Here is a 21,384-nt window from a genome sequence, read left to right as displayed (position 1 = left end):
AGCCCCGGTCCCAGGACCGGACCGCCCCGACCCGGGCACCGGGACCGGCTCACGGCCGTCGCACCGGAGCCAGGCTGCCCGGCGGGCGTCCGGCGCCTGCGGCCGTGGCGGCCCTGCAGGCTCGGCGGGCAATCAGGCGGCGGGCCGGTACCCCGTCCTGGGGACGCTGGACGAGGACGGCCAACCGGGAGGGCACCTGAGGGGAGAAAACCCAGGTCAGGCGCCTTTTCGCATGTGTCTAGAAGAAGCCCAGCCTCTTCGGCGAGTACGACACCAGAAGATTCTTCGTCTGCTGGTGGTACACGCTCACCGTCGCCTACGACCTGCGGCAAAGGGTGGAATCGTCTGCCGCTGGGCGGAGTTGGTCCGGATCTTGGTGCGTGATCTGTGGTGTTGACGTGTGAGTCCTGCGGTACGACATGGCACAGGTTGTAGAGACCGTCTTCGGGTGTCCACGTCAGTCCAGGGGGGTGCGTAATAGCAGGTCAGGGCATCGCGGTCCGGGGGAGTCGACGTAGTTGGTGACAGACGTGTGTGAAGCTTCCCCGTGATCTTGGACACTCGATCCTTATGCCGCGAGGTTGTGTTGGTGCCGCTGCCGGGTCTCGGCCGGGGTGAGGTAACCGAAGACCTTGTGCTTGCGCAGTCGGCGGCGGTTGTAGAACGTCTCGATGAAGTCGAAGACCTCGGCGCGGGCGGTGGTCCGGTCGGGCCAGACGCGTGTGCCGATCTCTTCTTTGAGCAGGGCCCAGAAACTCTCCGCGGCGGCATTGTCGAAGCAAGGTCCGGTGCGTCCGCAGCTCTGCCGGAGGCCCAACTCGCGTATGTGGCGGCGGAAGTGGCTGCTGGTGTATTCGCTGCCGCGGTCTGAATGCGCTATGCAGCCGGGCTGGAGACGGCCGCGTCCGGTGGCCATCTTCAGCGCGTCGACGACGGGCTCGGCGCGATGGTGGCCGGCCATCGAGTAGCCGACGACCTCGCGGGTGGCCAGATCCAGCCAGCAGGCAAGGTAGAGCCAGCCCTCGCCGGTGGGCAGGGCGGTGATGTCGCCGACCAGTTTTGTGCCGGGGGTCTCGGCGTGGAAGTCGCGGCCGATCAGGTCGGGAGCCGGCTTAGCCTTCTTGTCCGGCCGGGTCAGCGAACGCCTCCCGCAGCGGTGGGCTCCCTGGATGCCGTGCTCGCGCATCAGGCGGGCGACCCGCTTGCGGTTCACGCGTCGCCCCAGGCGCCGCAGCTCGGCATGGTTGCGCGGGACGCCGTAGGTGTGGCGGGAGGCGACGTGGATGACGGTGATCTCGTGGGCCAGGGCCTCGTCGGCGGCCTGGCGGGCCGAGCGGGTCTTGGCCGCGGCGAGCCAGGCGTAGAAGGAGGAGCGGGCCACCTTGAGCAGTCGGCACAGGAAAGCGACGCCGTGGGTGTGGTCTTCTCCGCCTCGATGAACGCGTACATCTCGTTCACCGATCGCTCTCCTTCGCGAAGAAGACCGCGGCTTTTCGCAGCACCTCGATCGTCCTGGCCTGCTCGGCGTTCTGCCGACGCAACCGCTTGAGCTCTTCGCGTTCGGCCGTGGTGAGCTCGCCCGGGGCGCCCTCGCCCCGATCCGCCTTTGCCTGGCGGTACCAGCCGCGCAGGGACTCCGAGCTGATACCGAGCTCCCGCGCGACCGCGGTGACCGTCGTACCCGAGGAGTCGACGAGCGCGATCGCGTCCCGCTTGAACTCCTCGGTGTACCGCTTCGTGTACTTGCTTCCCACCTGGTGCTACTTCCTCTGGAACCTCAAGATCCCAGTCTCCAGGTGTCCACGATCAAGGGGAAGGCTCACTCAGCAGCCTGACGGAGACTCCGTACGCCGTTCATGCACCGGTCGTCAGCCGTATCAGGCATGCCAGGGGCGCCAGAGAGGATCGTCGGCGATTCATCCTTCTCGTCCGTCGAGAAGAGGATCTTCATGCGCCATACGCAGGCCACGCTCAGCGCACTATCGCCGTCAGTACTCACTGCGCTTCCGTACAGCAGCCACTCGACATCGGCCGTGTACCAGACATGCTGGTCGATCTTGTGCCCGGTGACGTTCTTGACGGAGAGCAACTCGACAGCCGGGGCGGCCAGCCAACTACGCCAGACGATCTCAGCATCAGAAGCTCCCAGACCGGGGAAGCCCCCGTCAGAGTCCAGCGCCTCCACCGCCGTCTGCGCCACCTGTTCACGCATGGCCTCGGACCGCAGCAGTTCCTCCGCAGCGGTTGCGGCTGACTCCCCGGATACCTCGGTGGTGAAGGTTGCGACGACCTCTTTGAAGTCCTGCAACCGCGTCAGTCGGTGTTCGAAGCCGCGGACGTCCTCGTTCATCGGGTACTCGTAGACGGTCCCGTCCCCGAAGTCAGAGGTGTTGTTGGTGACGAAGTAGATGTGCTCGTCGGGGTTGTCCTTCAAAAATTCCAGGACGGAGAACCAGATGGCGACGTCCCGCGCCCCCTCTGAGTGATCGCCCTTGTCGCAGCGCTTCGCCGGCGGAAGCGCCATAGCCTCCCGCGCGAGCGCCTTGAGGGCAACATCCCCGCTGGTCTGGATCACCTCGAAGACGTCTGCATAGGCACCACGCCAGTGATCCAGGAAACGCTCCACATCGATCGGTTCAAGCTTGCTCTCCAGCTTCCAGGGGAGGGTGGGTGGGACAGGTCCCGGGCGGCGGGCGAGGCCACAGGTCTGCACCGTGCCCGGGAACCATCTCCACCTGGGTAGACAGCCAGGTACGTGGCGCTGGCCCGTGCCGATTAGGGTCGGGGTGTGGACCGCAGCATTAGGCAGCCGGGCGAAGCGTTCGCCGGGGAAGTGCAGGGTGAGCTGTCTTCCCGGGCTGCCCGGGCGCTGTGGTGGGGGTCGGCCGCTCTGGTGCTCGCGGTCCTCGGTACCTCGGTGCTCGTCGCCGGCGCGGAGCACGGCCGGCGGCTGTCCCTGGCCGTGGTCTTGGTTCTCGCGCAGGCCTGCGTCCTGAGGTGGCAGGCGCGCGCCCCGATCGCCGTACTGGCCGCGGACGCGGTGGCGGGGCTCGCGGTGTGGGCGCTGCTGCCCGCGGTGACCTTGACGGGGGCGCTGCTCGCGGCGCAGGTCGGGTTGTGCGTGCTGTCGGCGATCAGGCCGCGGAGGGTGTCGGTGCGGGCGCTCGCGGCGATGTGTCTGCCGGCGCCGCTGGCGTTCGGGGTGGGCGGCGGTCCTGGTGTGACGGTCTACCTGCTGGCGGTGGTCCTGGCGTGGACCGCGGGGCAGTGGCGCAGGACGCAGCAGGCACGGACGGGGGCGGAGTTGCGCCGCGCTGTGGTGGAGGAGCGTGTGCGGATCGCGCGCGAGGTGCACGACGTCGTGGCGCACACGCTGTCGGTGATCGTCATTCAGGCGGGCGCTGCCGATGACGTGTTCATCGAACGGCCTGAACAGGCACGTCAGGCGCTGCAGTCCATTGAGACGGGTGCCCGCTCCGCGCTCGGCGAACTGCGACTGCTGCTACGTGCGTTCCGGCCAGATGCGGAGGAGGACGGGCCGGGGGAGCAGCTGGGTCTGGGGCCCCGGCTTGCGCGTCTGGAGGAGCTGGCCGACACGGTGCGGGCGACTGGGATGACCGTGCACGTGCGCCGCGAGGGCACCACCGAGGGCCTGCCGGCCGCGGTCGACCTGGCGGCGTACCGCATCGTCCAGGAGGCCTTCACCAACACCTTGCGCCACGCGGCCGGCGCCGACGAGGTGAGCGTGCGCGTGACTGCCGAAGGTGAGTGGGTGAAGGTCATAGTGGTCGACAACGGGCATACGTCGAAGGGCAGTTGGGCCGCGGTGGGAGCGGGGAGCGGTCTGGTCGGGATGAAGGAGCGCGCACGGCTGGTGGGCGGCAGTCTGTGCGCCGGTCCGCTGGCCCAAGGCGGGTTCGAGGTGGCTGCGCGGCTGCCGGTGGAGCGTGGGTCATGACGGTGCGTGTGGTGGTGGCCGATGACCAGGCCCTGGTCCGTACCGGATTCCGTATGATCATCGACGCCCGGGACGACCTGGAGGTGGTCGGTGAGGCGTCCGACGGCCGGGAAGCGGTGCGGCTGACGCGGGAACTGGCGCCCGATGTGGTGCTGATGGACGTACGCATGCCCGTCGTGGACGGCATCGAGGCGACCCGGCAGATCGCGGAGTGCGGCAGCCGGGCCCGGGTGCTCGTGCTGACCACCTGGGACGTGGACACGTACGTGGTCGCCGCCCTGCGGGCCGGGGCCAGCGGCTTCCTTCTGAAGGACATCCGCCCTGCCGAACTCGTCGACGCGATCCGCCTCACCGCGCGCGGCGACGCGCTGCTGGCGCCGGCTGTGCTGAGCCGTGTCCTCGACCGGTTCCTGCGCATCACGCCCGATCCGGCGCCGCCGCCCTCCCTCAAGGACCTCTCCGGCCGTGAGGTGGAGGTGCTCACCCTGATCGGGCAGGCGCTGTCGAACTCGGAGATCGCCGAACGGCTGCGCCTGTCGGAGTCCACCGTCAAGAACCACGTCACTGCGGTGCTGCGCAAGCTGGGCCTGCGCGACCGCGTCCAGGCCGTCGTCGCCGCCTACGATCACGACCTCGTGCAGCCGCGCCGCTCATGACGGCCTCCGTCTCCTCCTCAAGGAGGAGACGGAGACGCGGTCCTCCTGTGTTCCCAGTGCCGGTCCGTTCCCGGGGCCGATCCCTGGCTGGAGCGCCCGGCCGTAGCGTCGAGGTGTGATCGACGACCTGCCCTGTCTCATGTATCTGCTCGCCCACGACGACTCGGCCGCAGGCCCTTATGACCGTTCCCGGATGGAGCTGCTGGTACGTGCCGCTGCCTTGGTCGACCTCGCGTTGCTCGGCCGGCTGCGGGAGGACGGCGGGACGGTCACCGTGTGCGGCACGGAACCGACCGGACACCCTGTCCTGGACGGGGTTCTGCGCGACACCGTCGCCGGGTACGGCTGGAAGCGCCTCGTGCGCCGCCACCGCAAGCGGACCCTGACGGAGGTGGAGGACCAGCTCGCCGCGGCGGGACTCCTCACCGTGACAGCGCCCCGCGCCCCCTTCGGCACACGGCGGCTGACTGTGACGGACCACACCGTGCCCGCCGTACTCCGCGCCCGCGTGTCCGCGTCACTGCACGGACAGGGTCCCGTGGAGGATATCCCCGCAGCCGACGCCGCGCTGCTGGCGCTGGCCGCGGCGGGCGGCGTCCGCTCGGTCATCTCCCGGCAGGACCAGAAGACCTTCCGGGCCCGTATCGACGCCTGCACGCAGTGTCTCGCCGCCCTCGCGCCCGGCCTGGAGAAAACCGTACGCGCTCTGCCGATGACCATGATCGCCGCGCAGGGCGGCATGGGCGGCAGCTGACCGGATGGGGAGATGATGAGCATGCACCGCCTTTCGACCGCCCTGGGCTGCGCTCTGACCGCCGTGCTTGCCACGGCCTGGTCTGCGGCGCCACCGACAGAGCCCGCCCGGCAAGCCGCTGCCACGACGGTACGCACCCACGACGGCCTGGTGCGGGGCGTCGCCCGCGACGGCTACCGCACCTTCGAGGGCATTCCCTACGCGGCGCCCCCGGTCGGCAGACTGCGCTGGGCGCCGCCCCACCGCGCGGCGCCCTGGTCCGGGGTACGGGACGCGACCCGGCCCGCGAGTGCCTGCCCGCAGTTGGCCGGCGAGGTGCCCGGCGGCAGCACCGACGAGAACTGTCTCCACCTGAACGTCACGACGCCCGAAGGCGCCCGACCGGCACGCCCCCGGCCGGTGATCGTGTGGCTGCACGGCGGCGGATTCACCACCGGAGCGGGCAGTTCGTACGACGCCCATCGCATGGTCACCCGCGGCGACGTCGTGGTCGTCACTCTCAACTACCGCCTCGGGGCCCTCGGTTTCCTCGCGCACAGCGGACTGCCCGGCTCCGGCACCTTCGGCCTGGCCGACCAGCAGGCGGCGCTGCGCTGGGTCCGCACCGAGATCGGCGCTTTCGGCGGCGACGCGCACCACGTGACGCTGGCCGGCGAGTCCGCAGGCGGCTACAGCGTCTGCGCCCAACTCGCCTCACCCGCCGCCACGGGGCTCTTCGACCAGGCGATCATCGAGAGCGGCCCGTGCACAGGCAGCCCCGACCGGCCGTTCGCCCCGTCCTCCGCCCCCCTGCCCACGGCACGCGCCGCGGGGGCGGGCCTCCTGGCGAAAGTCGGCTGCGGCGCCGCCCGCGACGTGATGGCCTGCCTGCGGCGCGTGGACGTATCCCGTCTGCTCGCGGCGCAGGACAGCGACCAACACCCCGCCTACGCCACTGCGTTGCTGCCAGCCGACCCCGCGGCGGCAATCGCCGCCGGCCGCTTCCACCACGTCCCCGTGCTCATCGGCAACAACCACGACGAGGGGAATGGCTGGGCCGCCGGGATCATCCAGGCCGGCCATCGCGTCGCTCCCGGCACCTGGCCCGACGTCGTGGCCGCCTTCTTCCCCTCCCCGGGACAGGCGAAGGCGATCGTCCACGAGTACCCGGTGCACCGCACCGATGCGGGCCCGGTGTTCGGCGCGGTCATCGGCGACGCCGACTTCGCCTGCCCGACGGCGCACACCGACGGCCTGCTCGCCGCCCATGTGCCCGTCTGGCGCTACGAGTTCGCCGACGAGCACGCCCCGCCGCTCACCCCGGGCACGCCGCCGTTCCCGCTCGGCGCACCGCACGCGAGCGAACTGCCCTACCTGTTCGACCTGGGCGGCCGCCCCCGCGACCTGACCACGGCCCAGTACCGGCTGGCCGACACCATGATCGACTACTGGACCCGCTTCGCCCGCACCAGCGACCCGAACAACCCGTCGTCGCCGCACTGGTCCCGCCGGACGGTGCTGTCCCTGGCGCCGGACCACATCGCCCCCACCGGCACAGCGTATCCCCGCCACCACTGCGCGTTCTGGAACACCCTCGGGTGACCACGGAGACGACCACCGTGAAGGCCCGTCAGCTCAGTCGGCGGACCCTCACAGCACACACCTGCAGGGCCGGCCCAGCTCGATGTCGCCCGACGGGTAAAACAACGTCCGGCATCGCAACCGCCGCCATCCACGCCCACACCGATCCGCCCCGCATCGATCCGCGAACGCGATCTGAAACCGCCGCCCTCACTCTGTGAGCACCTGGGCGATCCCTTCCCCGCAGGAGGTGTCGCTAGGGCCCCCGTCCGGTGTCCAGACCCAGCGCCGAGGAGCACTGGGATCGGAAGAATTCACATTGCCGAGCCAAGCAAAAACCCTCCTCACGGACCCTGAGAGGACAGCCATGAACGAAACCGCCGCCAGGCGCCTGACGGGCCTTGCCGCCATCGCCACTGCGGCCGCCTTCATCGTCGAAGTACCCCTGTACTTCATCTACTCCGGCCCCCCGCCGGACTCGAACGTCCTCACCAGGCTGCTCATCGGAATCCTCGCGCTGGCGTTCCTGATCGTCTTCGTGACGGCCTTCCGCGAACTCCTCAAAGAGGCGAACCCCACCTACGAATGGATCGGCACGCTAGCCTTCGCCACCGGACTGGTCTACGCGACGATCACCCTGGTCTCCAGCGGGCTGGAAGCCGGCGCGGTCATCGCCGCCGACCACCCGATCGACCCGACCATTACGGTCAGCGGCACCTACATCCTCTACGGGTCGATCAGCCGCCTCATGCTCGCGCTGTTCCTGACCACCGTGGGCTACGGGATCTCCCGTACGAACCTGCTGCCGCACTGGACCGCCCGCTCTGCTTTCGCCCTGGCATGGCTCAACCTGGCCTTCGTGCCCTCTCTCTTCTTCGGCAACACTCCCGCGCACTTCTACGCGGCGAACGGCTGGGGCACCACCGCCCTGATGGGCGCGATCTTCAGCTACTGGATACTGGCCCTGGGCATCTCCACCTACCGCAGCGCCACACGACCTACCCCAGCCGACTCACCGGCTTTGTAACCCTGACACCGCCCGAGCAGAAGACGGAGCAATGCCCAAGCCCTGCGGGATCGGCCTCGGGTTGGACGCGAAGGGCGTACTTTTCCGAACGATCGACCCACTGATCCAGCCGCGGACCACAAACCCGATCTGGGTGTTGTACTTCCCCTACCAGTGGAGGAGTTGCTCCCCCGACTGGTGCTTGAAGCGGGCCACCCTGACTCTGAATCCGATTGGCGCCAGAAGGCTGCCTTTGATTCGAAGCGTAGGGCGGGCCGTGGACGCACCCCACTTCGTCGCCCAGGGTCCGTGCCAGAGCCCGCTTCGAGCGCGGCCATCTCTTCGAACGCTCCGAGAGCCACGCGGCCTGAACGACCGCATGTGATCCAGGGGCATGACTCCTGCCCCCTCAGCCCGGCGGCAGGCCGGCGCGCCGGGCCGATGAGTTTGCCGGTTGCCTGAAGTCTTCCTTGTGACAAGGCCGCCCCGTCGGCGGATCAAGAATCGCCGGTCCCGTTGTGATGGAGAAGAGATGGAGGCCAGGATGAACAATCCGATTCGGCTGTATATGTCGATGTCGCTAGACGGCTGTATCGCAGGCCCGGACGATCGGCCAGGGCAGGAGCTCGGACGCGACGGTGGACGGCTCTTCAACTGGCTCGACGACCGGGAGTCCGACGGTCCGAGCGGCCAGGTTTACCGCGAAGCGCTGGCGACCGGCGCGGTGATCTCCGGCCGTCGGACCTTCGAACTCGCCGGGCGCTGGCAGGGCGATCACCACGACGGCGTGCCGATCTTCGTCCTCACTCACCAGGTGGATGACGGGGACGTGCCCCCCGGGCACGCGCGTTTCGTCACCGATGTCGAGGACTGCGCCCGTCAGGCTCGCGCAGCCGCAGGGGACCGGCCGGTCATGGTCCACGGGGCGGGGGCGGCCCAGGCACTTCTGCGAGCCGGGCAGGTGGACGAGATGGAGATCCACCTGGTTCCGGTCCTCCTCGGGGACGGGCGCCGGCTGTTCGACCACCTGGGTCGTGTGCACATCGAACTCGACCTCGTCCGACGGCTCGAGGATCGAGACGTGACGCATCTGCGCTACCGGGTGCATCGAGCCGAGGAGGCCGCGTGAAGACGCTCTTCGTCTCCTACCGCGTCACCGACCTGGACCGCTCGCTCGGTTTCTACACTGCCTTGGGCTACGCCGAGCTGGGCAGGGTCGAGGACGACGATGGGGCTCGCCTCGTGATCCTCAAGTTCCCCGACGAACCGGCGGCCTCGCTCGAACTGGTCCACCGCCCCGGCGACGGACCGGTCGACGTGGGCAGCGGTTTCGACCACCTCGCGATCCAGGTGGAGAGGCTCGCCACCACCCTGGAGACGCTGACCGGAGCCGGCCTGAGGCCGGGACCTGTCCAGTACCCGGGCGGCCCCCACGGCCCGAAGACGTCGTGGCTCACGGACCCGGACGGTTACCGGATCGAGTTGGTGGAGTGGCCATCCGGACATCCCGACAGCATCACCGCAGCAGACTTCGCCTGAGCAGCCACCGTCTGCGGAGTGACGTAGCTTCTCCTCGGCGAGTCATTGTCAAGAGTTGTGGATTGACGCTTGGCCTTCAGGCTATGACCCGGCCGCGGAGGATGATGCGGCTGGGGTGGGCCAGGGCGGAGGTGTCGAGCGTGGGGTCGGTGTCGTAGACGACGAGATCGGCGGGGGCTTGGTCAACCAGGCCGGGCAGGCCAAGGTAGGAGCGGGCCGACCAGGAGGCCGCGCCCAGCGCCGCTTCGCGCGACAGGCCCGCACGGACCAGCCATTCAATCTCCGAGATGACGGTGCCGGCCAGGATGGTGACACCGGCCTCGTGTGCGGCCCTCACGTGGGGCAGCATTGCTTCCCATCCGGCCAGCCACCAGTCCCGGCGGGCGCTCGGTTCGGTGGCCCGCCGGCTGGTCGGCTCCGGAGCCGAAGACGCTGAGCGTGGGGACGAACGCGGTGCCTTGGTCCGCCATCCGATCGATCAGGCTCGGGTCCAGGTGCATGCCGTGCTCCAGGCTGTCGACTCCAGCCAGGACGGCGTTGCGACTGCCCTCGCTGGTGCGCGGCGACCCGGCCGCCGATCGTGTGCACGGCCTGGACGACAGCGGTGAGGATGTCCAGCGGCAGTGCGGGTTCGTCATGCCTCCAGTCCCCGATGACCTTGCACCAACCCGAGGACGCGGTGGCCTCCTCCACGGCTGCGTGGACCAGTTCGGCCTCGCTCGCATCTCTTCCGAAGCCGGGGAAGAAACGGCCCGGGTTGGCCAGCCAGCGTCCGGCCGAGTGGACGCGGGGCATGGTGCCGGCGTCACCGTAGTCGCGGGCGCCCCCCGTCTTCTCCGAGGACAACGCCAAGGCGACCGCGTCCCGCTTGAACTCGGCCGTGTACCGCTTACTCATGTTGCTCTTGCTACTCACTACCTGTGACTACTTCCTCCGGGACCATCCGTCCCAGTATCAGGCTGTCCGGCCAGCAGGGGGAACCTCAGTTTCCGGGTTCAGTCCGCGTGGGGTGTTTTTTCTGCGCGAGGGGTGCGCGTAGGACGGTCCGGTGGATCGTGCTGGTGCCGGCGTTGTCGTCCGTGAGGAGCAGGTGGGCGGTGATCTGCTTTCCCGGTGGGCGGCGTGTGACGGAGACTCTGTTGCTGGCTGCGCGGACCAGGGGGAGTCCGTGGCCGCCGACGCGGTGCGGGTCCGGCCTTTTGAACTCGGGTTCTTCGGTGGAGGTGTCCCACACAGTGATGGCCAGCTCGTTGCCGCACAGTCGCAGGGTGCGTCCGCAGGGTCCGGGGGCGTGCCGGACGGGGTTGGTGATGAGTTCGCTGACGATGAGTTCGGCGTCCAGGACGACGTGTTGGGGCAGGAGGGCGCGGCCGGTGCGCGGGACGTGGACGAGGAAGGCGCGTAGGGCTCGGCGCGCGTCTTGGGGGCGGGCGGCGCTGTTGGTCCACGCGGCGCTGTAGCACAGGGGGGGGGCTCACCGCTGCCCTGATCGTCTGCCGCCTGCTTCCTAAGCGGGCTGACCATGTGGGCTCTTTCGTTGTTATTCAGCCCGGATCCACCGGCTTGATTCCCGGTTGATCGTTTCGGGGTCGTGCAGGCCGTGTTGGGGCTGAGTTGCGGATTCGGGCATGGGGTGGCCGCTGGTCTGCCCAGCTCTTCCACTCTGTCCACAGGTCTCGGGCCCTTTCGGGCAGGTCGGTCAGGGAGCGTCAGAGGGCCGGCGGTGCATGCACCGTGCTGAACAGTTGGGTGAAGTCCTCGCTCCAGGGCCAGCGCTCGGGCAGGTGCAGGGTGAGGCGGCGGGCGGAGCGGGCCAGGCGGGCGGGCACGTTGATCAGGCGGTCACGGATGGTGGCGGTGGTCGCCCTGGCATGGAACGCGGAGGCCAGGGCGCCGGCGGCGCGGGTCAGGTTGTGTGCCAGGGCCGCCAGGGCGAGCCACGCGGCGTTGGCCTGGAAATGACCGGACGGCGCGTGGGCGAAGCCGCTGTTCTTGACATCGGCGATCACCTGCTCGACGACAGCGTGCCAGCGGTGATCACGCTCGGCATCCCTCAAGGCGAGCGGGGAGTCGGTGAACGCGGCGTGGTAGCGCCAGGTATCGAAGAGCGTGCCCTGCCCGGCGGGGACGGTACCGGCGCTCAGGCGCTTGACGCGGCGCGCGATCAGTCGGGCGGTGACCTGCTGCTTCTTCGGCTTGGAAGTGAAAGCGGTGTAGCGGATCTCGGCTATCTCGGCGTCGGAGATCCAGCACTGGCCCTCCTCGTCCCAGACCGCTTGGGGATATTTGATCGGTGTCCAGGCGTCTTCGTCGATGCGGGCGATGGTGGCTTTGACGGAGGCGTTCATCCGCATGGTGATGGAGAAGCGGGCACCCAGGGCCCGGCAGGCGTTGATGACGTCGGCGCCGTAGAACGCGGAGTCCGCCCGCAGCACCAGCAGGCCGTTGGCGCCGCAGGCGCGTGCGGTGCGGATGGTCTCAGCGACGAACGCTGCCGCCCCGCGCGCGGAGTTCGAGGGTCCCTTGCGCAGCCTGGTGGCGGCGATCACGGGGGCGGACAGGGGTGTGGAGACGACGCCGAGCAGTGCATTCAGGCCCTTGACCTTGCTGTATCCGTAGCCGGCGCCCTGTTTGGCGTAGCCGTGGGTGCGGCGGATGGTGTCGTCGATGTCCACGTATGCGGCCTGGTCCGCGCCGGGCAGCAGCGGGGTGTGACGGGCCAGTTCGTGCAGGAACCGGCGGGCCACGGCGTGCAGTTGTTTCACATGCCCGTGGGTGAAGGAGCGCAGGAACGACCCCAGCGTGGACGGGGCCCGCACTCCGGAGAACAGGCGGCCCATCGCACCGTGCCGCAGCCGGTCCATGTCGTCGATGCTGTCGGCGCCCGCGGCCATGCCGCCCACCAACGACATCAGTTTCGCCGCTGGGAAGGCGCCGGTGCCGTCCTTCGAGGCGGGCAGCCGGACGTGCTCGCCGGCCAGCTTGGGCAGACCGCACCGCTCGGCCAGCCGCACCACCGGCTCCAGCCCGCCGTACGCGATCAGGTTCGGGTCATCGAACGCGGATGAGACCGCCGCCGCGGCATGGGAAGATCGCATCTCGGAAGTGCCTTGTCGATCCTGCCTGATGTGGTCCTAGAAAAACCCCATCATCGCAAATCGCAAGGCACTTCTTCGTTTCTTGGTGAACCATCCACCGGCATCAAGCCGGGGTGATCCGGACTCAGCGCACCAGGAAGGGGGGTTCTGACAGTACCTGTATCACCAGGGTCTCCCAGATGTCCACAACGCCTGTCAACCTGGCGTTAGTCGAAAGCGCCGACAGCACTCCATGGACACGCACTGCAGCTTTACCTCCATCAGCTCAATTCAGCTGCCGCCCCGAATGCGTGACCGTGTCGGCGCGTTCTGACACGACAGAAGGAACGGACACCAATGACGGACAACCAATTCACCACTCACACGGAACTTTTCGATCTGAGCGGGAAGTACGCACTTGTCACTGGCGGCACCAAGGGCATTGGGATGATGATTGCGCGCGGCCTTCTCCAGGCGGGCGCCCGCGTCGTCATCAGCTCACGTAATGCGGACACGTGCGCGGAAGCACAGCAGCTGCTATCCGAATTCGGCGACGTCCAAGCAATTCCCGCCGACCTGTCCAGGCACGACGAGTGCCAGCGCCTCGCTGATCTCGTCATGGCCGACTCGGAACGCCTGGACATCCTCGTCAACAACGCGGGAGCGATGCGTAGCGAGCCGCTGGAGACGTTCCCGGACGAGGCCTGGGATGCAGTGCTCGACCTCAACCTCAAGTCGCCGTTCTGGCTGGTGCAGGCACTGCTTCCCGCACTTCGCAGGGCGGGAACCGCCGATGACCCGGCACGGATCATCAACATCGGCAGTATCGCCGCCATCCACGTCGCCCAGGCGCCCACCTACTCGTACGCCAGCAGCAAAGCGGCTCTCCATCAGCTCACCAGAGTGCTTGCCCGGGAGCTGGGTCCACAGCACGTCACGGTGAACGCGGTAGCACCGGGAGTCTTCCCGTCTCAGATGATGGGGGCCACGCTCGATGCCATCGGCGACAAGATCGCGGCGGCGGCCCCACTGCGCCGGCTCGGCCGCGACGACGACATGGCGGGTGCCGCTGTGTTTCTCGCCAGCCGGGCTGGGTCCTACCTCACGGGCGCCATCATCCCGGTAGATGGCGGCACCGCGACGACTGCAACGGGTACTCCCCCCGTCATGGGCCACTGATTAGTACGGCTGAACGGGCCTATGGTAGGGGGATGGCCACGATGGATCCACGCACCGAGATCCGGGAGTTTCTCAGCTCGCGTCGCGCCCGCATCGCACCCGAGCAGGCGGGCCTGCCCGCTTACGGCGGCAACCGCCGGGTCAAAGGTCTGCGCCGCGAGGAGGTCGCGCTGCTCGCGGGGGTATCGGTCGACTACTACGTGCGCATGGAGCGCGGCAGCCTCGCCGGTGCCTCCGACGGCGTGCTCGACGCGTTGGCCTCTGCCCTGCAACTCGACGAGGCCGAGCGCGACCACCTGTTCCACCTCGCGCGCCAATCGAGGGCGCCCCGCAGCCCACGCCGGCGCATGCCTGCCGTGGCGGTGCGCTCGACGCTGCAGCAGGTGCTCGACGCCATCTCCGATGCGCCGGCCTGGATCGGTAACGGCCGTTATGACGTGCTCGCCATGAATCAACTCGCTCGCGCGCTGTATTCACCGGTGCTGGCCGATTCGCGACGGCCTGCGAACACAGCGCGGTTCGTCTATCTGAAGCCCGAGGCGGCCAGAGATTTTTTTGTCGATTACGACCAAGTCGCCGGTGCCGTGGCTGCGAAGCTGCGCATGGAAGCCGGCCGCAATCCGCACGACGAGGAGCTGATCGCCCTGGTCGGCGAACTGTCAACGTGCAGTGAGCTATTTCGGCAGCGGTGGGCATCTCAGGACGTGAGGCTGCACCGGTCCGGCCGTAAGCGTATGCACCATCCGGCCGTGGGCCAGCTCGACTTGGACGTCGAGTCCCTGGAACTGCCCGCCGAACCCGGCCTGCACCTCAACATCTACACCGCACCCGCGGGCACACCGACCGCTGACAATTTGGCGCTCTTGGCGTCGTGGGCGGCCACCCAACAGACGCTGGCGACCGAGCTCGAAGCACACAACGGATAGTCCAACCCCTTCAGCCGTACTAGGGTCCATTTTCCCGGCCAGCTTGGGCAGACCGCACCGCTCGGCCAGCCGCACCACCGGCTCCAGCCCGCCGTACGCGATCAGGTTCGGGTCAACGAACGCGGATGAGACCGCCGCCGCGGCGTGGGAAGATCGCATCTCGGAAGTGCCTTGTCGATCCTGCCTGATGTGGTCCTAGAAAAACTCCATCATCGCAAATCGCAAGGCACTTCTTCGTTTCTTGGTGAACCATCCACCGGCATCAAGCCGGTGGATCCGGGTTCAGACGTTCGTGTGCGGCTTGTTCGCCCGACGTGTACCCGTGCCGCCGGGCATCACGCCGACGAGTGGCTTCCGTCACCCCCGTACAGGGCCGGGGCCGGCCTCGAGCAATGCGTCGCAGGCCGGACGGTGGGTGTCGGCGGTGGGCGAGGTGGACTATCTGACCGCGGCCCGCCTTGGGGACGCATTGGGGGCCGCAATCCTTGGTGGCGTCCGGTGGGTGGAGGCGGATTTCCGCCGGGTCGGTTTCTGTGGCGGTGCCAGGCTGAACGTCCTGCTCGCAGCCCGCAGCCATTCTCTGGACGCGCACGTGCGTTCTGCTGTGTCGGGACCGGTGGCTCCGGCGGTCGATCGGTTGTTCCGCCTGACGGGGGCGGGCTTTCTGCTGCTGCGGGGGAGTGATCATTACCGTCCGGGCTGCGGTCGGGCACGTTGCGGCGCGCGCCCTTGGTGGCCTCATGCGATGTGACGTTTGTGGTCTGTGAGACGCTGTGATTCACGGGCTGGTCATGCTGGCTCCGGCAAGGCCCGTTCCCCCCGTACGGGCCTGTGCACGCGGGGCGGGCGGGCGTACCCCCCCGTCGCCTGCCCGCCCCGCACCCCGCCCATCCCACCTGTGTGCCGCACCCGGCTGCCTCGGGTGGAAGCGCGCACGGCGCGGCGAAGGGCCGGTTGTCAGGCGGGGTCGGTGGGTCCGGTCGTGAACCGCTGGGCGGCCTCGCGCAGTTTGACGTTGTGGTGCTGGCCGGTGCGGCGCAGCACGTGGAAGACGTCGTGGTCGTTCAGGTGGTGGCGTTCCATGAGGATGCCCGTGGCTTCGCCGATGGCGTGCCGGGTCGTAAGGGCGTGCTCGAGCTGGTCGACGGTGCGGGCGTGGGAGGCCAGCAGCCGGCCCGTGGTCTCGATGTCTCAAGGCCGCCGCCAAGGCGGGTGTCGCGGACACTACAGGCCAAGAGCACCCCGGATCGGGAAGATCCGTTCGGGACGGGCGCCCCGGCCCTAAGAACAACGATTAGAGCGGCGAGCGGCTTCGAGGCACCCGCGCCAAAGGGCTCACAACCCCGTACAGCTGGTTGAACGTGTCCCGCAATACAGGGCGGTCTGGTGGTGCGGCCGTCACCAGCGTCTGTTCCAGAAGTTGACGACGGCGCTGACGTGTCGCTTCGAGCACGCACTTTCCGGCGCCAGTGAGGGAGAACTCGCCGGAGGGGAGGCGCCGGACCAGCGTGCGCTGGCCCAAGCGGTCAAGCAACCGGGTCGCCCATGAGGCGCTGACGCACAGGTCCCGGGCAATCTGGTCAGGATCGGTTGGCTCGCTGCCCAGGGCGAGCAGAACTCGCATCTGTTCCTCGGAAACCGTGGGGGCGACGTCCTCATGAGCCTGCTGCCACAACGTGATCACCGCTTCGGCAACGTGTTCCGCAGCAGGACTCGCTTCGGCACGTTCGGGTTCTACGGACATGGCTTCCCCTTTCCTCGATGCCGGTGAGTAGGCGCTTACCCGACCGAAGGACCGTCAGCCCCGCCTATGTGTTCGAAAATGCTATGAGCTGGGGTGTAAGGTCAATAATATGTAGAATTGATCAGTCATCTGGGTGACGCAATCCTTGTTTTAGGGACCGATATTTCTCTCATTCCGAGAATTGTCGCCGCAGTGGCTTGCAAGGTTCGTCACGGCATCTTGCGCGGCGTCGTAGACGTCAAGAGTCCTATCGGCGCCGGTGAGCTTCAGTAGCTGTCGTAGCTGCCCCTGTGCCCTGGCCAGCGCCAACCTCGCGCCGGGCTCATGCGCGTGCCGACGGGGCGCCAGAGCCGCGTTCAGGCCGGCTGGATCACAGAATGGGACACCGGCGAGGTCCAGCACGATGAACCGCTCGCCGGAATCGATGTGAGGTTCAAGAACTCGGTTCGAAACATCGGTCCAGTCAGGTAATGCATGTCGCCACTGAAGGAAGCCACCAGGCAGCGGTTCGACATAGGTATTTGTGGCCGAAGGGACACTGGACATTCAGACGCCCTCCCCCTCATTCTCCACGGCACGCAGGTCGCACCCGTGAAGTTGTGCTTGCCCTAAATATCCCCGCCGACGGGCATCTCGCCCAACCACACCTTCACCTCAACCAACGTCATGCTCCTTGGCCCGCCGATCGATAAGCGGATGACTTCTCAGTGCAACCCTGGTGAAGCCGACGCCGTGCACCGAGAGCACGGCGACGCACCAGCACGAAATCCGCCATCTCCGCAGAATTAGAGCAGTAGCACCAGCGTGAAGACGACCAAGGATGTGACGGTCATCCCGCCTGGTCGCTCCGTCACCCATCCAGCGGAGCCAGGGCATCCGCGGTGGCTGAGGGGGTACGCGACGCACCCAGCGGACATGAAGCGAAAGGAGCGCTCAAATGAACCAGCCGTGGGATCGGTTCCTGGGACGGGTGCGTGAGAACGGTGCGTACACCACCGACAAGGAAGCGGAAAGGGTCGTCCGTACGGTCCTGCTTGCACTAGGGGCCCTACTTGACGGCGAGGCCCGCACGGAGTTGGCAGCGCAGCTACCGCCGAGGTGCAAGCCACTTCTGCTCGATCCGCTGCCAGCCACCAGGCCAATGACACCGACGGAGTTCGTCGCGGCGGTGGCCCTACTGATCGACGGTGCAACCGAGGAGACTGCGCGCTGGGATACCAGCGCGGTCCTCAACACCGTGGCGGACTCCGTCGACAGCCAGCTTGTTCAGCAGATTCTCGCCCAATTGCCTCCTGGCTATGGACTGCTGTTCGGCCATCCGGTTCGCACCTGACGAGCCGCTCGCCGGCCTGTGCTCGCCGCGTCTGGAGCCGCCCACCCGAAGAGCGGAGCCGGATACAGGCGAGGAGGGGTATGTCGAGGAGGTGACATTGCCTGAAGACATGAACGGAGGCGGTGTCGCGCGAGTGGGCGCGCGACCCTACGCCGAAGTCGAACGTGCACTTGACGACCTGGCGGTCCACCGAAGGGTGTGCTCGCCACAGTTCTCCATCGGGGCGGCTGCGGCATACGAGTGGGCGCTCGGGCGTATCGAGGATCCTCCGGTAACCGGTCGAGGTGGCCGGGGGGCTCTTGACCTGCCGCAGTTGACATCTGAGTTGAACGCGACTGCTGCTCTCCTCGAAATCCCTGAGGATCAGCCCGGCAGCCTCGAGTTCCTGCGCGGGGTGCGCACGGCCCTGGCGTGGGTGTGCGGTGATGACCGCGCCTCTGCGTCCGACAGGGCACGGGGTAGGTGAGCTGCCGTGATCGCCCCTCTGGAGGCCGTCGTCGAAGAGGCGGGCGTACAGCGGCGAAGGCGGGCGCGGACACGCCCAAGCAGGACTGAGTCCTCGGCGTCGCCATGGTGAGCAGGAGCGCCGTCATCGCGAGGTGCGTGGCCCGCCCGCTATGCCCTCAGCAGTTACTGCTGGGGGCCCATCGCCGTGTCTCACGTAGCGTCTGGAGGCGCAGTCTCACGGTCATGGTCCGAATCCGATAGAGCCTCGTTTCAAGTCGCGCGGTTGAGTCGAAGCCGCACCGGTACTTGCGCTGCCGTCCGTCGCGGCCGTGTCGCTACCGGCTGGCCAAAGAGAGGATTGCCTGCGCGACCTGGTCGGCGCCGCCGAAGTCCTGGGCGATAGAGGAGAACGAAGGTGCCCCGTCGCATGCCCAGCGGACAGCGTTATTGATCTCAGTGGTCAGTGACCGTACTGCGGACCTAAGGGTGTCGCTGCTCGCAGCCGCGGCCGTGATGCGGCTGCGAATGCGCTCCACCGCGAAATCCTCGCCCCTACGGTGCCATGCGAGGATCTCCTCTCGGCGCAGCACCGCCTCCGGCCAGGGGATGCGCAGCCGGTTGTCGCAGCCCAGGGCGACCAGGTCCCCGTTGAACACCTGACTTAGGTTCTGCGGCGGCAGTAGTACCGCGTTCCGGCCCAGGGCGGCCAGTTCGAGGATGGTTGTCAGTCCCGGAGAGGTGAGGACTCCGGCAGCGCGGGCGAGGAGTTGGGTGAATTCCGCATGGGGGCAGCTGCGGGTCTCCACGGTCAGTCTTGCGGGAGGGGCTGGTACCGATGTGGGCTCGACGTTTCCGGTGATGACTACGTGGGTCGCATCCAGGTCGGCCAGGGCATTGAGCGCCGCTTCGAGGACCAGCCGCTGGTAGGAGTGATCCCCGGCGTGGGTAAAGGGCGAATGCAGTCCGCCGAGGTTCACCACGGTGTAACCGCCATCCGCGCCCGGGTCTGCTGCGGAGCGCGGCACCGGTTCTTGGGCCGCCTCAGGCACGATGGGCGCAACCCACACCAGATTTTTCACCCGGGCCAGAGCACGGTCGGCCGCAGGAGGCAGCGGGAGCGTCCGCTGTGCACAGTACAGCGCGACATCGACCGGCAGCGGATCGTGCTCCGTCCACAAGAACGGCAGGCTGTCGATGTAGACCACAGGGCAGCCCGCTACCTGCAGGGTGGTTGCCAGCACAGGGTCGAGCACGACAACGGCCAAGTCCACGGCGGTTTCGGCCACCAGTGTCGCCACCCCCGCAACATCGCGGCGGGGGTCGACGCGCCGCCACTCGGTGATGCCGTGCCCGGCTAGGACAGGGCGGCCCAGCTCGGTGCCGACCCCGATGACCTCCAGCGCGGCGCGGGAAGTGAGAGCCTGCAGCACACTTGAGAGCTTGCCAGCGCTTCCCCAGCCGAAGTCGACCGCTGAAACGATGATCCGCAATGGACGGCTGCTGTGCCGGGCCGCGGTGACAACTGTGCCCTCGCCCAAATGCCCACTCCCCACTCGCCAGGCTTACGCGATAAGACCAGGGTTCCAATGCCACGGTGGGTGACAGCTCAATCCAAGGTTCAGCCCCTCGAAGGAGTCGACCGCTGTAACGAGTGAGCGCCCGACCAGCCGGTCTCTGAACCGTTCCGGGTTTGATCGAGACTCTAGGTCGTGACTGTGACCTGGGATTTCGTGGCTTCGCGGTAGTGCTTGGTCTCGTATTCGGCAGATGGGATGTGCCCTATTTCGCCGTGGAGCCGACGGTGGCAGTACCAGTCGACCCACTCGGCGGTGGCCAGCTCGACCTATTTTGACAGAGAGGGCTTCGGATCCCGGCCGCCTCCTTGGTAGTGGTGGCGAGATTTCCGCGGGCCGTCGCTGCTGGGTCGGTTACTTCAGTGTGATGGTGGCGTTGTGGTCGCTGCCGACGTTGCCGGTCACGCTGAACAGGTGGGTCGAGGAGCTGTAGCTCACCGAGCCGACCGACCCGTCGCTCGCGGTCGCCGGCGGCGCGGAAGGCGCGTAGCCGTGGACGGTGACCGAGTGTTCGTTGTTCGCGAAGGCGATGGTGGCGTTGACCGTGCCGGAGTCGGACAGGGTCGGTGTGGTCATCGGACATCCCCCTGGCACGGCGCCGAGTTGGCGACGCAATTGTGGCACCCAGCACCCATGGCGGAGCCGTAACACGGCGCGACGCCCATGCCGCCGACGGAAGTTTCACCCGCCACTGTGACCGGCAGCTGCAGAGACCGGCCGCTTCCCGCAGGCCTGCAGCCAAGGGCGGGGTCAGATCGTCCCGCACAGCTTCGCGAGCGCCTCGTTCAGCCGGATCTCACCCTCCTGCTGGGTGCGGCGCTGCCGGACGTAGCCCATGTGCGTCTTGAAGGGGCTGTGGCCCTCGGCGACGGGCACGTCGTCGCGATCCCGACCAGCGGGCAGACCGCACCGAGGACAGTCCCACGCCTGCGGGACCTCCGCCTCGATCGCGAAGTTCAGCTGCGTGTGGTGCCGTTGCCGCACCAGAACGACACTGTCGCACGCGGCGCGAGGTCACCGCGCTCCGGCTCCCCGAGCGCGGACCCGATCCGTGCGCCCCTGATGTTGCCGCGTCCCTGCGCCATGATGCTCTCCCTCGGCCATGGCGTCCACGCCTTGGATGTGCATGGGATAGGCCCAGAGTGCGGGCACCCTCTGGTAGAGCATTCCCCGGCCTGCCCCCAGCACAAGGTGGCCCGCCCGGGACGGCTCTCAGGCCGACCAAGGCGCCGGCTACTTGACATTACCGAGTACCAGGAACAGTCTTGTAGTCGTGACCTCCAGCCATGACCCGCAACTGCTCAAAGGTGTCCTGTCGCTCCTGCTGCTGCACCTGTTGGCGGAGCGGGAGTCGTACGGGTACGAGGTGGTCCAGCGCCTGCAAGGGGCCGGATTCGCCGATGTCCTTGAGGGCACCGTGTATCCCGCCCTGGCCCGGCTGGAGCGGGAAGGGCGGCTGGCCTCCCGGCTGGTCGCCTCCTCCAGCGGTCCGGCGCGCAAGTACTACCGCTTGACCGGCGCCGGGCACGAGGCCCTGGCCGCCGGTGCCGCCGGCTGGGCCCGGCACGTCGCCGCAGTCGAAGCCGTCCTGTCCCGTCCCCTGTCCGCCGCTCCGCAGAAGGGCTCCTGAC

21 protein-coding genes and 3 pseudogenes are annotated in these 21,384 nt (G+C 68.0%); 11 read left to right on the top strand and 13 right to left on the bottom strand.

The window, feature by feature from the left end; translation table 11 throughout:
• Window positions 1-568 precede the first annotated feature (568 nt).
• The 3 genes from ACFYMM_RS38520 to ACFYMM_RS38510 all read right to left on the bottom strand — a co-directional run bounded on the left by ACFYMM_RS38520 (window position 569) and on the right by ACFYMM_RS38510 (window position 2,626).
• Window positions 569-1,462, bottom strand: a complete 894-nt coding sequence (locus tag ACFYMM_RS38520) for an IS3 family transposase (RefSeq protein WP_388396011.1) — start codon at window positions 1,460-1,462, stop codon at window positions 569-571.
• Window positions 1,455-1,754, bottom strand: coding sequence for a transposase (locus ACFYMM_RS38515; RefSeq protein ID WP_388395944.1), 300 nt, complete (start codon window positions 1,752-1,754; stop codon window positions 1,455-1,457). The genes ACFYMM_RS38520 and ACFYMM_RS38515 overlap by 8 nt, the downstream gene beginning before the upstream one ends.
• A gap of 65 nt (window positions 1,755-1,819) precedes the next feature.
• The gene (locus ACFYMM_RS38510) at window positions 1,820-2,626 is read right to left on the bottom strand and encodes a hypothetical protein (protein WP_388395941.1); all 807 of its coding nucleotides are present in this window, start codon (window positions 2,624-2,626) and stop codon (window positions 1,820-1,822) included.
• 162 nt (window positions 2,627-2,788) lie between these two features.
• Here ACFYMM_RS38510 and ACFYMM_RS38505 point away from each other — a divergent pair, with 162 nt between their 5' ends.
• From ACFYMM_RS38505 to ACFYMM_RS38475, 7 genes are all read left to right on the top strand, one after another.
• Window positions 2,789-3,958 (top strand): sensor histidine kinase, encoded by a 1,170-nt coding sequence (locus ACFYMM_RS38505; protein ID WP_388395939.1) that lies wholly within the window; start codon window positions 2,789-2,791, stop codon window positions 3,956-3,958.
• Complete coding sequence (locus ACFYMM_RS38500; protein WP_388395937.1) at window positions 3,955-4,614, top strand: response regulator; 660 nt, start codon at window positions 3,955-3,957, stop codon at window positions 4,612-4,614. Before ACFYMM_RS38505 ends, ACFYMM_RS38500 begins: the two co-directional genes overlap by 4 nt.
• Window positions 4,615-4,729: 115 nt before the next feature.
• Window positions 4,730-5,368, top strand: a complete 639-nt coding sequence (locus ACFYMM_RS38495) for a GPP34 family phosphoprotein (RefSeq protein WP_388395936.1) — start codon at window positions 4,730-4,732, stop codon at window positions 5,366-5,368.
• 21 nt (window positions 5,369-5,389) lie between these two features.
• On the top strand, window positions 5,390-6,949 hold the full coding sequence (locus tag ACFYMM_RS38490) for a carboxylesterase/lipase family protein (protein ID WP_388395933.1): 1,560 nt from the start codon (window positions 5,390-5,392) through the stop codon (window positions 6,947-6,949).
• Between the two features lie 346 nt (window positions 6,950-7,295).
• Complete coding sequence (locus tag ACFYMM_RS38485) at window positions 7,296-7,955, top strand: hypothetical protein (protein ID WP_388395930.1); 660 nt, start codon at window positions 7,296-7,298, stop codon at window positions 7,953-7,955.
• A gap of 523 nt (window positions 7,956-8,478) precedes the next feature.
• On the top strand, window positions 8,479-9,063 hold the full coding sequence (locus tag ACFYMM_RS38480) for a dihydrofolate reductase family protein (RefSeq protein WP_388395927.1): 585 nt from the start codon (window positions 8,479-8,481) through the stop codon (window positions 9,061-9,063).
• Complete coding sequence (locus ACFYMM_RS38475) at window positions 9,060-9,473, top strand: VOC family protein (RefSeq protein ID WP_388395925.1); 414 nt, start codon at window positions 9,060-9,062, stop codon at window positions 9,471-9,473. Before ACFYMM_RS38480 ends, ACFYMM_RS38475 begins: the two co-directional genes overlap by 4 nt.
• A 76-nt stretch (window positions 9,474-9,549) precedes the next feature.
• Here the strand turns inward: ACFYMM_RS38475 and ACFYMM_RS38470 are convergent, their stop codons facing one another.
• The 3 genes from ACFYMM_RS38470 to ACFYMM_RS38460 all read right to left on the bottom strand — a co-directional run bounded on the left by ACFYMM_RS38470 (window position 9,550) and on the right by ACFYMM_RS38460 (window position 12,571).
• Window positions 9,550-9,810 (bottom strand): hypothetical protein, encoded by a 261-nt coding sequence (locus tag ACFYMM_RS38470; protein ID WP_388395922.1) that lies wholly within the window; start codon window positions 9,808-9,810, stop codon window positions 9,550-9,552.
• A 645-nt stretch (window positions 9,811-10,455) separates the two neighbouring features.
• Entirely contained in the window at window positions 10,456-10,938 is a 483-nt protein-coding gene (locus ACFYMM_RS38465; RefSeq protein WP_388396009.1) for an ATP-binding protein, read from the bottom strand.
• 244 nt (window positions 10,939-11,182) lie between these two features.
• Window positions 11,183-12,571: an IS1380 family transposase gene (locus tag ACFYMM_RS38460; RefSeq protein WP_388395920.1), complete on the bottom strand. Its 1,389-nt coding sequence runs from the start codon at window positions 12,569-12,571 to the stop codon at window positions 11,183-11,185.
• 336 nt (window positions 12,572-12,907) lie between these two features.
• Between ACFYMM_RS38460 and ACFYMM_RS38455 the strand changes: the two genes are divergently transcribed.
• Window positions 12,908-13,729, top strand: a complete 822-nt coding sequence (locus ACFYMM_RS38455) for an SDR family oxidoreductase (protein ID WP_327579319.1) — start codon at window positions 12,908-12,910, stop codon at window positions 13,727-13,729.
• Window positions 13,730-13,761: 32 nt separating this feature from the next.
• Entirely contained in the window at window positions 13,762-14,655 is an 894-nt protein-coding gene (locus tag ACFYMM_RS38450; protein ID WP_388395917.1) for a helix-turn-helix transcriptional regulator, read from the top strand.
• Window positions 14,656-15,612: 957 nt separating this feature from the next.
• Here the strand turns inward: ACFYMM_RS38450 and ACFYMM_RS38445 are convergent.
• From ACFYMM_RS38445 to ACFYMM_RS38435, 3 genes and pseudogenes are all read right to left on the bottom strand, one after another.
• A pseudogene (locus ACFYMM_RS38445) lies at window positions 15,613-15,846 on the bottom strand (ANTAR domain-containing protein); the annotation flags it as partial.
• 103 nt (window positions 15,847-15,949) lie between these two features.
• Window positions 15,950-16,399, bottom strand: coding sequence for a hypothetical protein (locus ACFYMM_RS38440; RefSeq protein WP_388395914.1), 450 nt, complete (start codon window positions 16,397-16,399; stop codon window positions 15,950-15,952).
• 150 nt (window positions 16,400-16,549) lie between these two features.
• Window positions 16,550-16,945, bottom strand: coding sequence for an STAS domain-containing protein (locus tag ACFYMM_RS38435; RefSeq protein WP_388395911.1), 396 nt, complete (start codon window positions 16,943-16,945; stop codon window positions 16,550-16,552).
• Window positions 16,946-17,336: 391 nt separating this feature from the next.
• On the opposite strand from ACFYMM_RS38435, the gene ACFYMM_RS38430 reads away from it, so the two are divergent.
• Window positions 17,337-17,732 (top strand): DUF2267 domain-containing protein, encoded by a 396-nt coding sequence (locus tag ACFYMM_RS38430; protein WP_388395909.1) that lies wholly within the window; start codon window positions 17,337-17,339, stop codon window positions 17,730-17,732.
• 782 nt (window positions 17,733-18,514) lie between these two features.
• On the opposite strand, the gene ACFYMM_RS38425 is transcribed toward ACFYMM_RS38430, so the two are convergent.
• The 4 genes and pseudogenes from ACFYMM_RS38425 to ACFYMM_RS38410 form a co-directional block, all read right to left on the bottom strand.
• Window positions 18,515-19,717, bottom strand: a complete 1,203-nt coding sequence (locus ACFYMM_RS38425) for a hydroxymethylcytosylglucuronate/cytosylglucuronate synthase (RefSeq protein WP_388395906.1) — start codon at window positions 19,715-19,717, stop codon at window positions 18,515-18,517.
• Window positions 19,718-19,881: 164 nt separating this feature from the next.
• Window positions 19,882-20,022: pseudogene (locus ACFYMM_RS38420) on the bottom strand (IS3 family transposase); the annotation flags it as partial.
• Window positions 20,023-20,107: 85 nt separating this feature from the next.
• Complete coding sequence (locus ACFYMM_RS38415) at window positions 20,108-20,329, bottom strand: hypothetical protein (RefSeq protein WP_388395904.1); 222 nt, start codon at window positions 20,327-20,329, stop codon at window positions 20,108-20,110.
• Window positions 20,330-20,503: 174 nt separating this feature from the next.
• Window positions 20,504-20,838: pseudogene (locus ACFYMM_RS38410) on the bottom strand (RNA polymerase-binding protein RbpA).
• A 188-nt stretch (window positions 20,839-21,026) separates the two neighbouring features.
• Between ACFYMM_RS38410 and ACFYMM_RS38405 the strand changes: the two are divergent.
• Window positions 21,027-21,383: a PadR family transcriptional regulator gene (locus ACFYMM_RS38405; RefSeq protein WP_356394511.1), complete on the top strand. Its 357-nt coding sequence runs from the start codon at window positions 21,027-21,029 to the stop codon at window positions 21,381-21,383.
• Window position 21,384: the final 1 nt, after the last annotated feature.

Origin of the sequence: Streptomyces sp. NPDC006739 (assembly GCF_042869815.1) — a bacterium.
In the GTDB taxonomy this organism is placed as follows: domain Bacteria; phylum Actinomycetota; class Actinomycetes; order Streptomycetales; family Streptomycetaceae; genus Streptomyces.
Note: the sequence above shows the minus strand (reverse complement) of the source record. Positions and strands in the feature narration are given on the sequence as shown.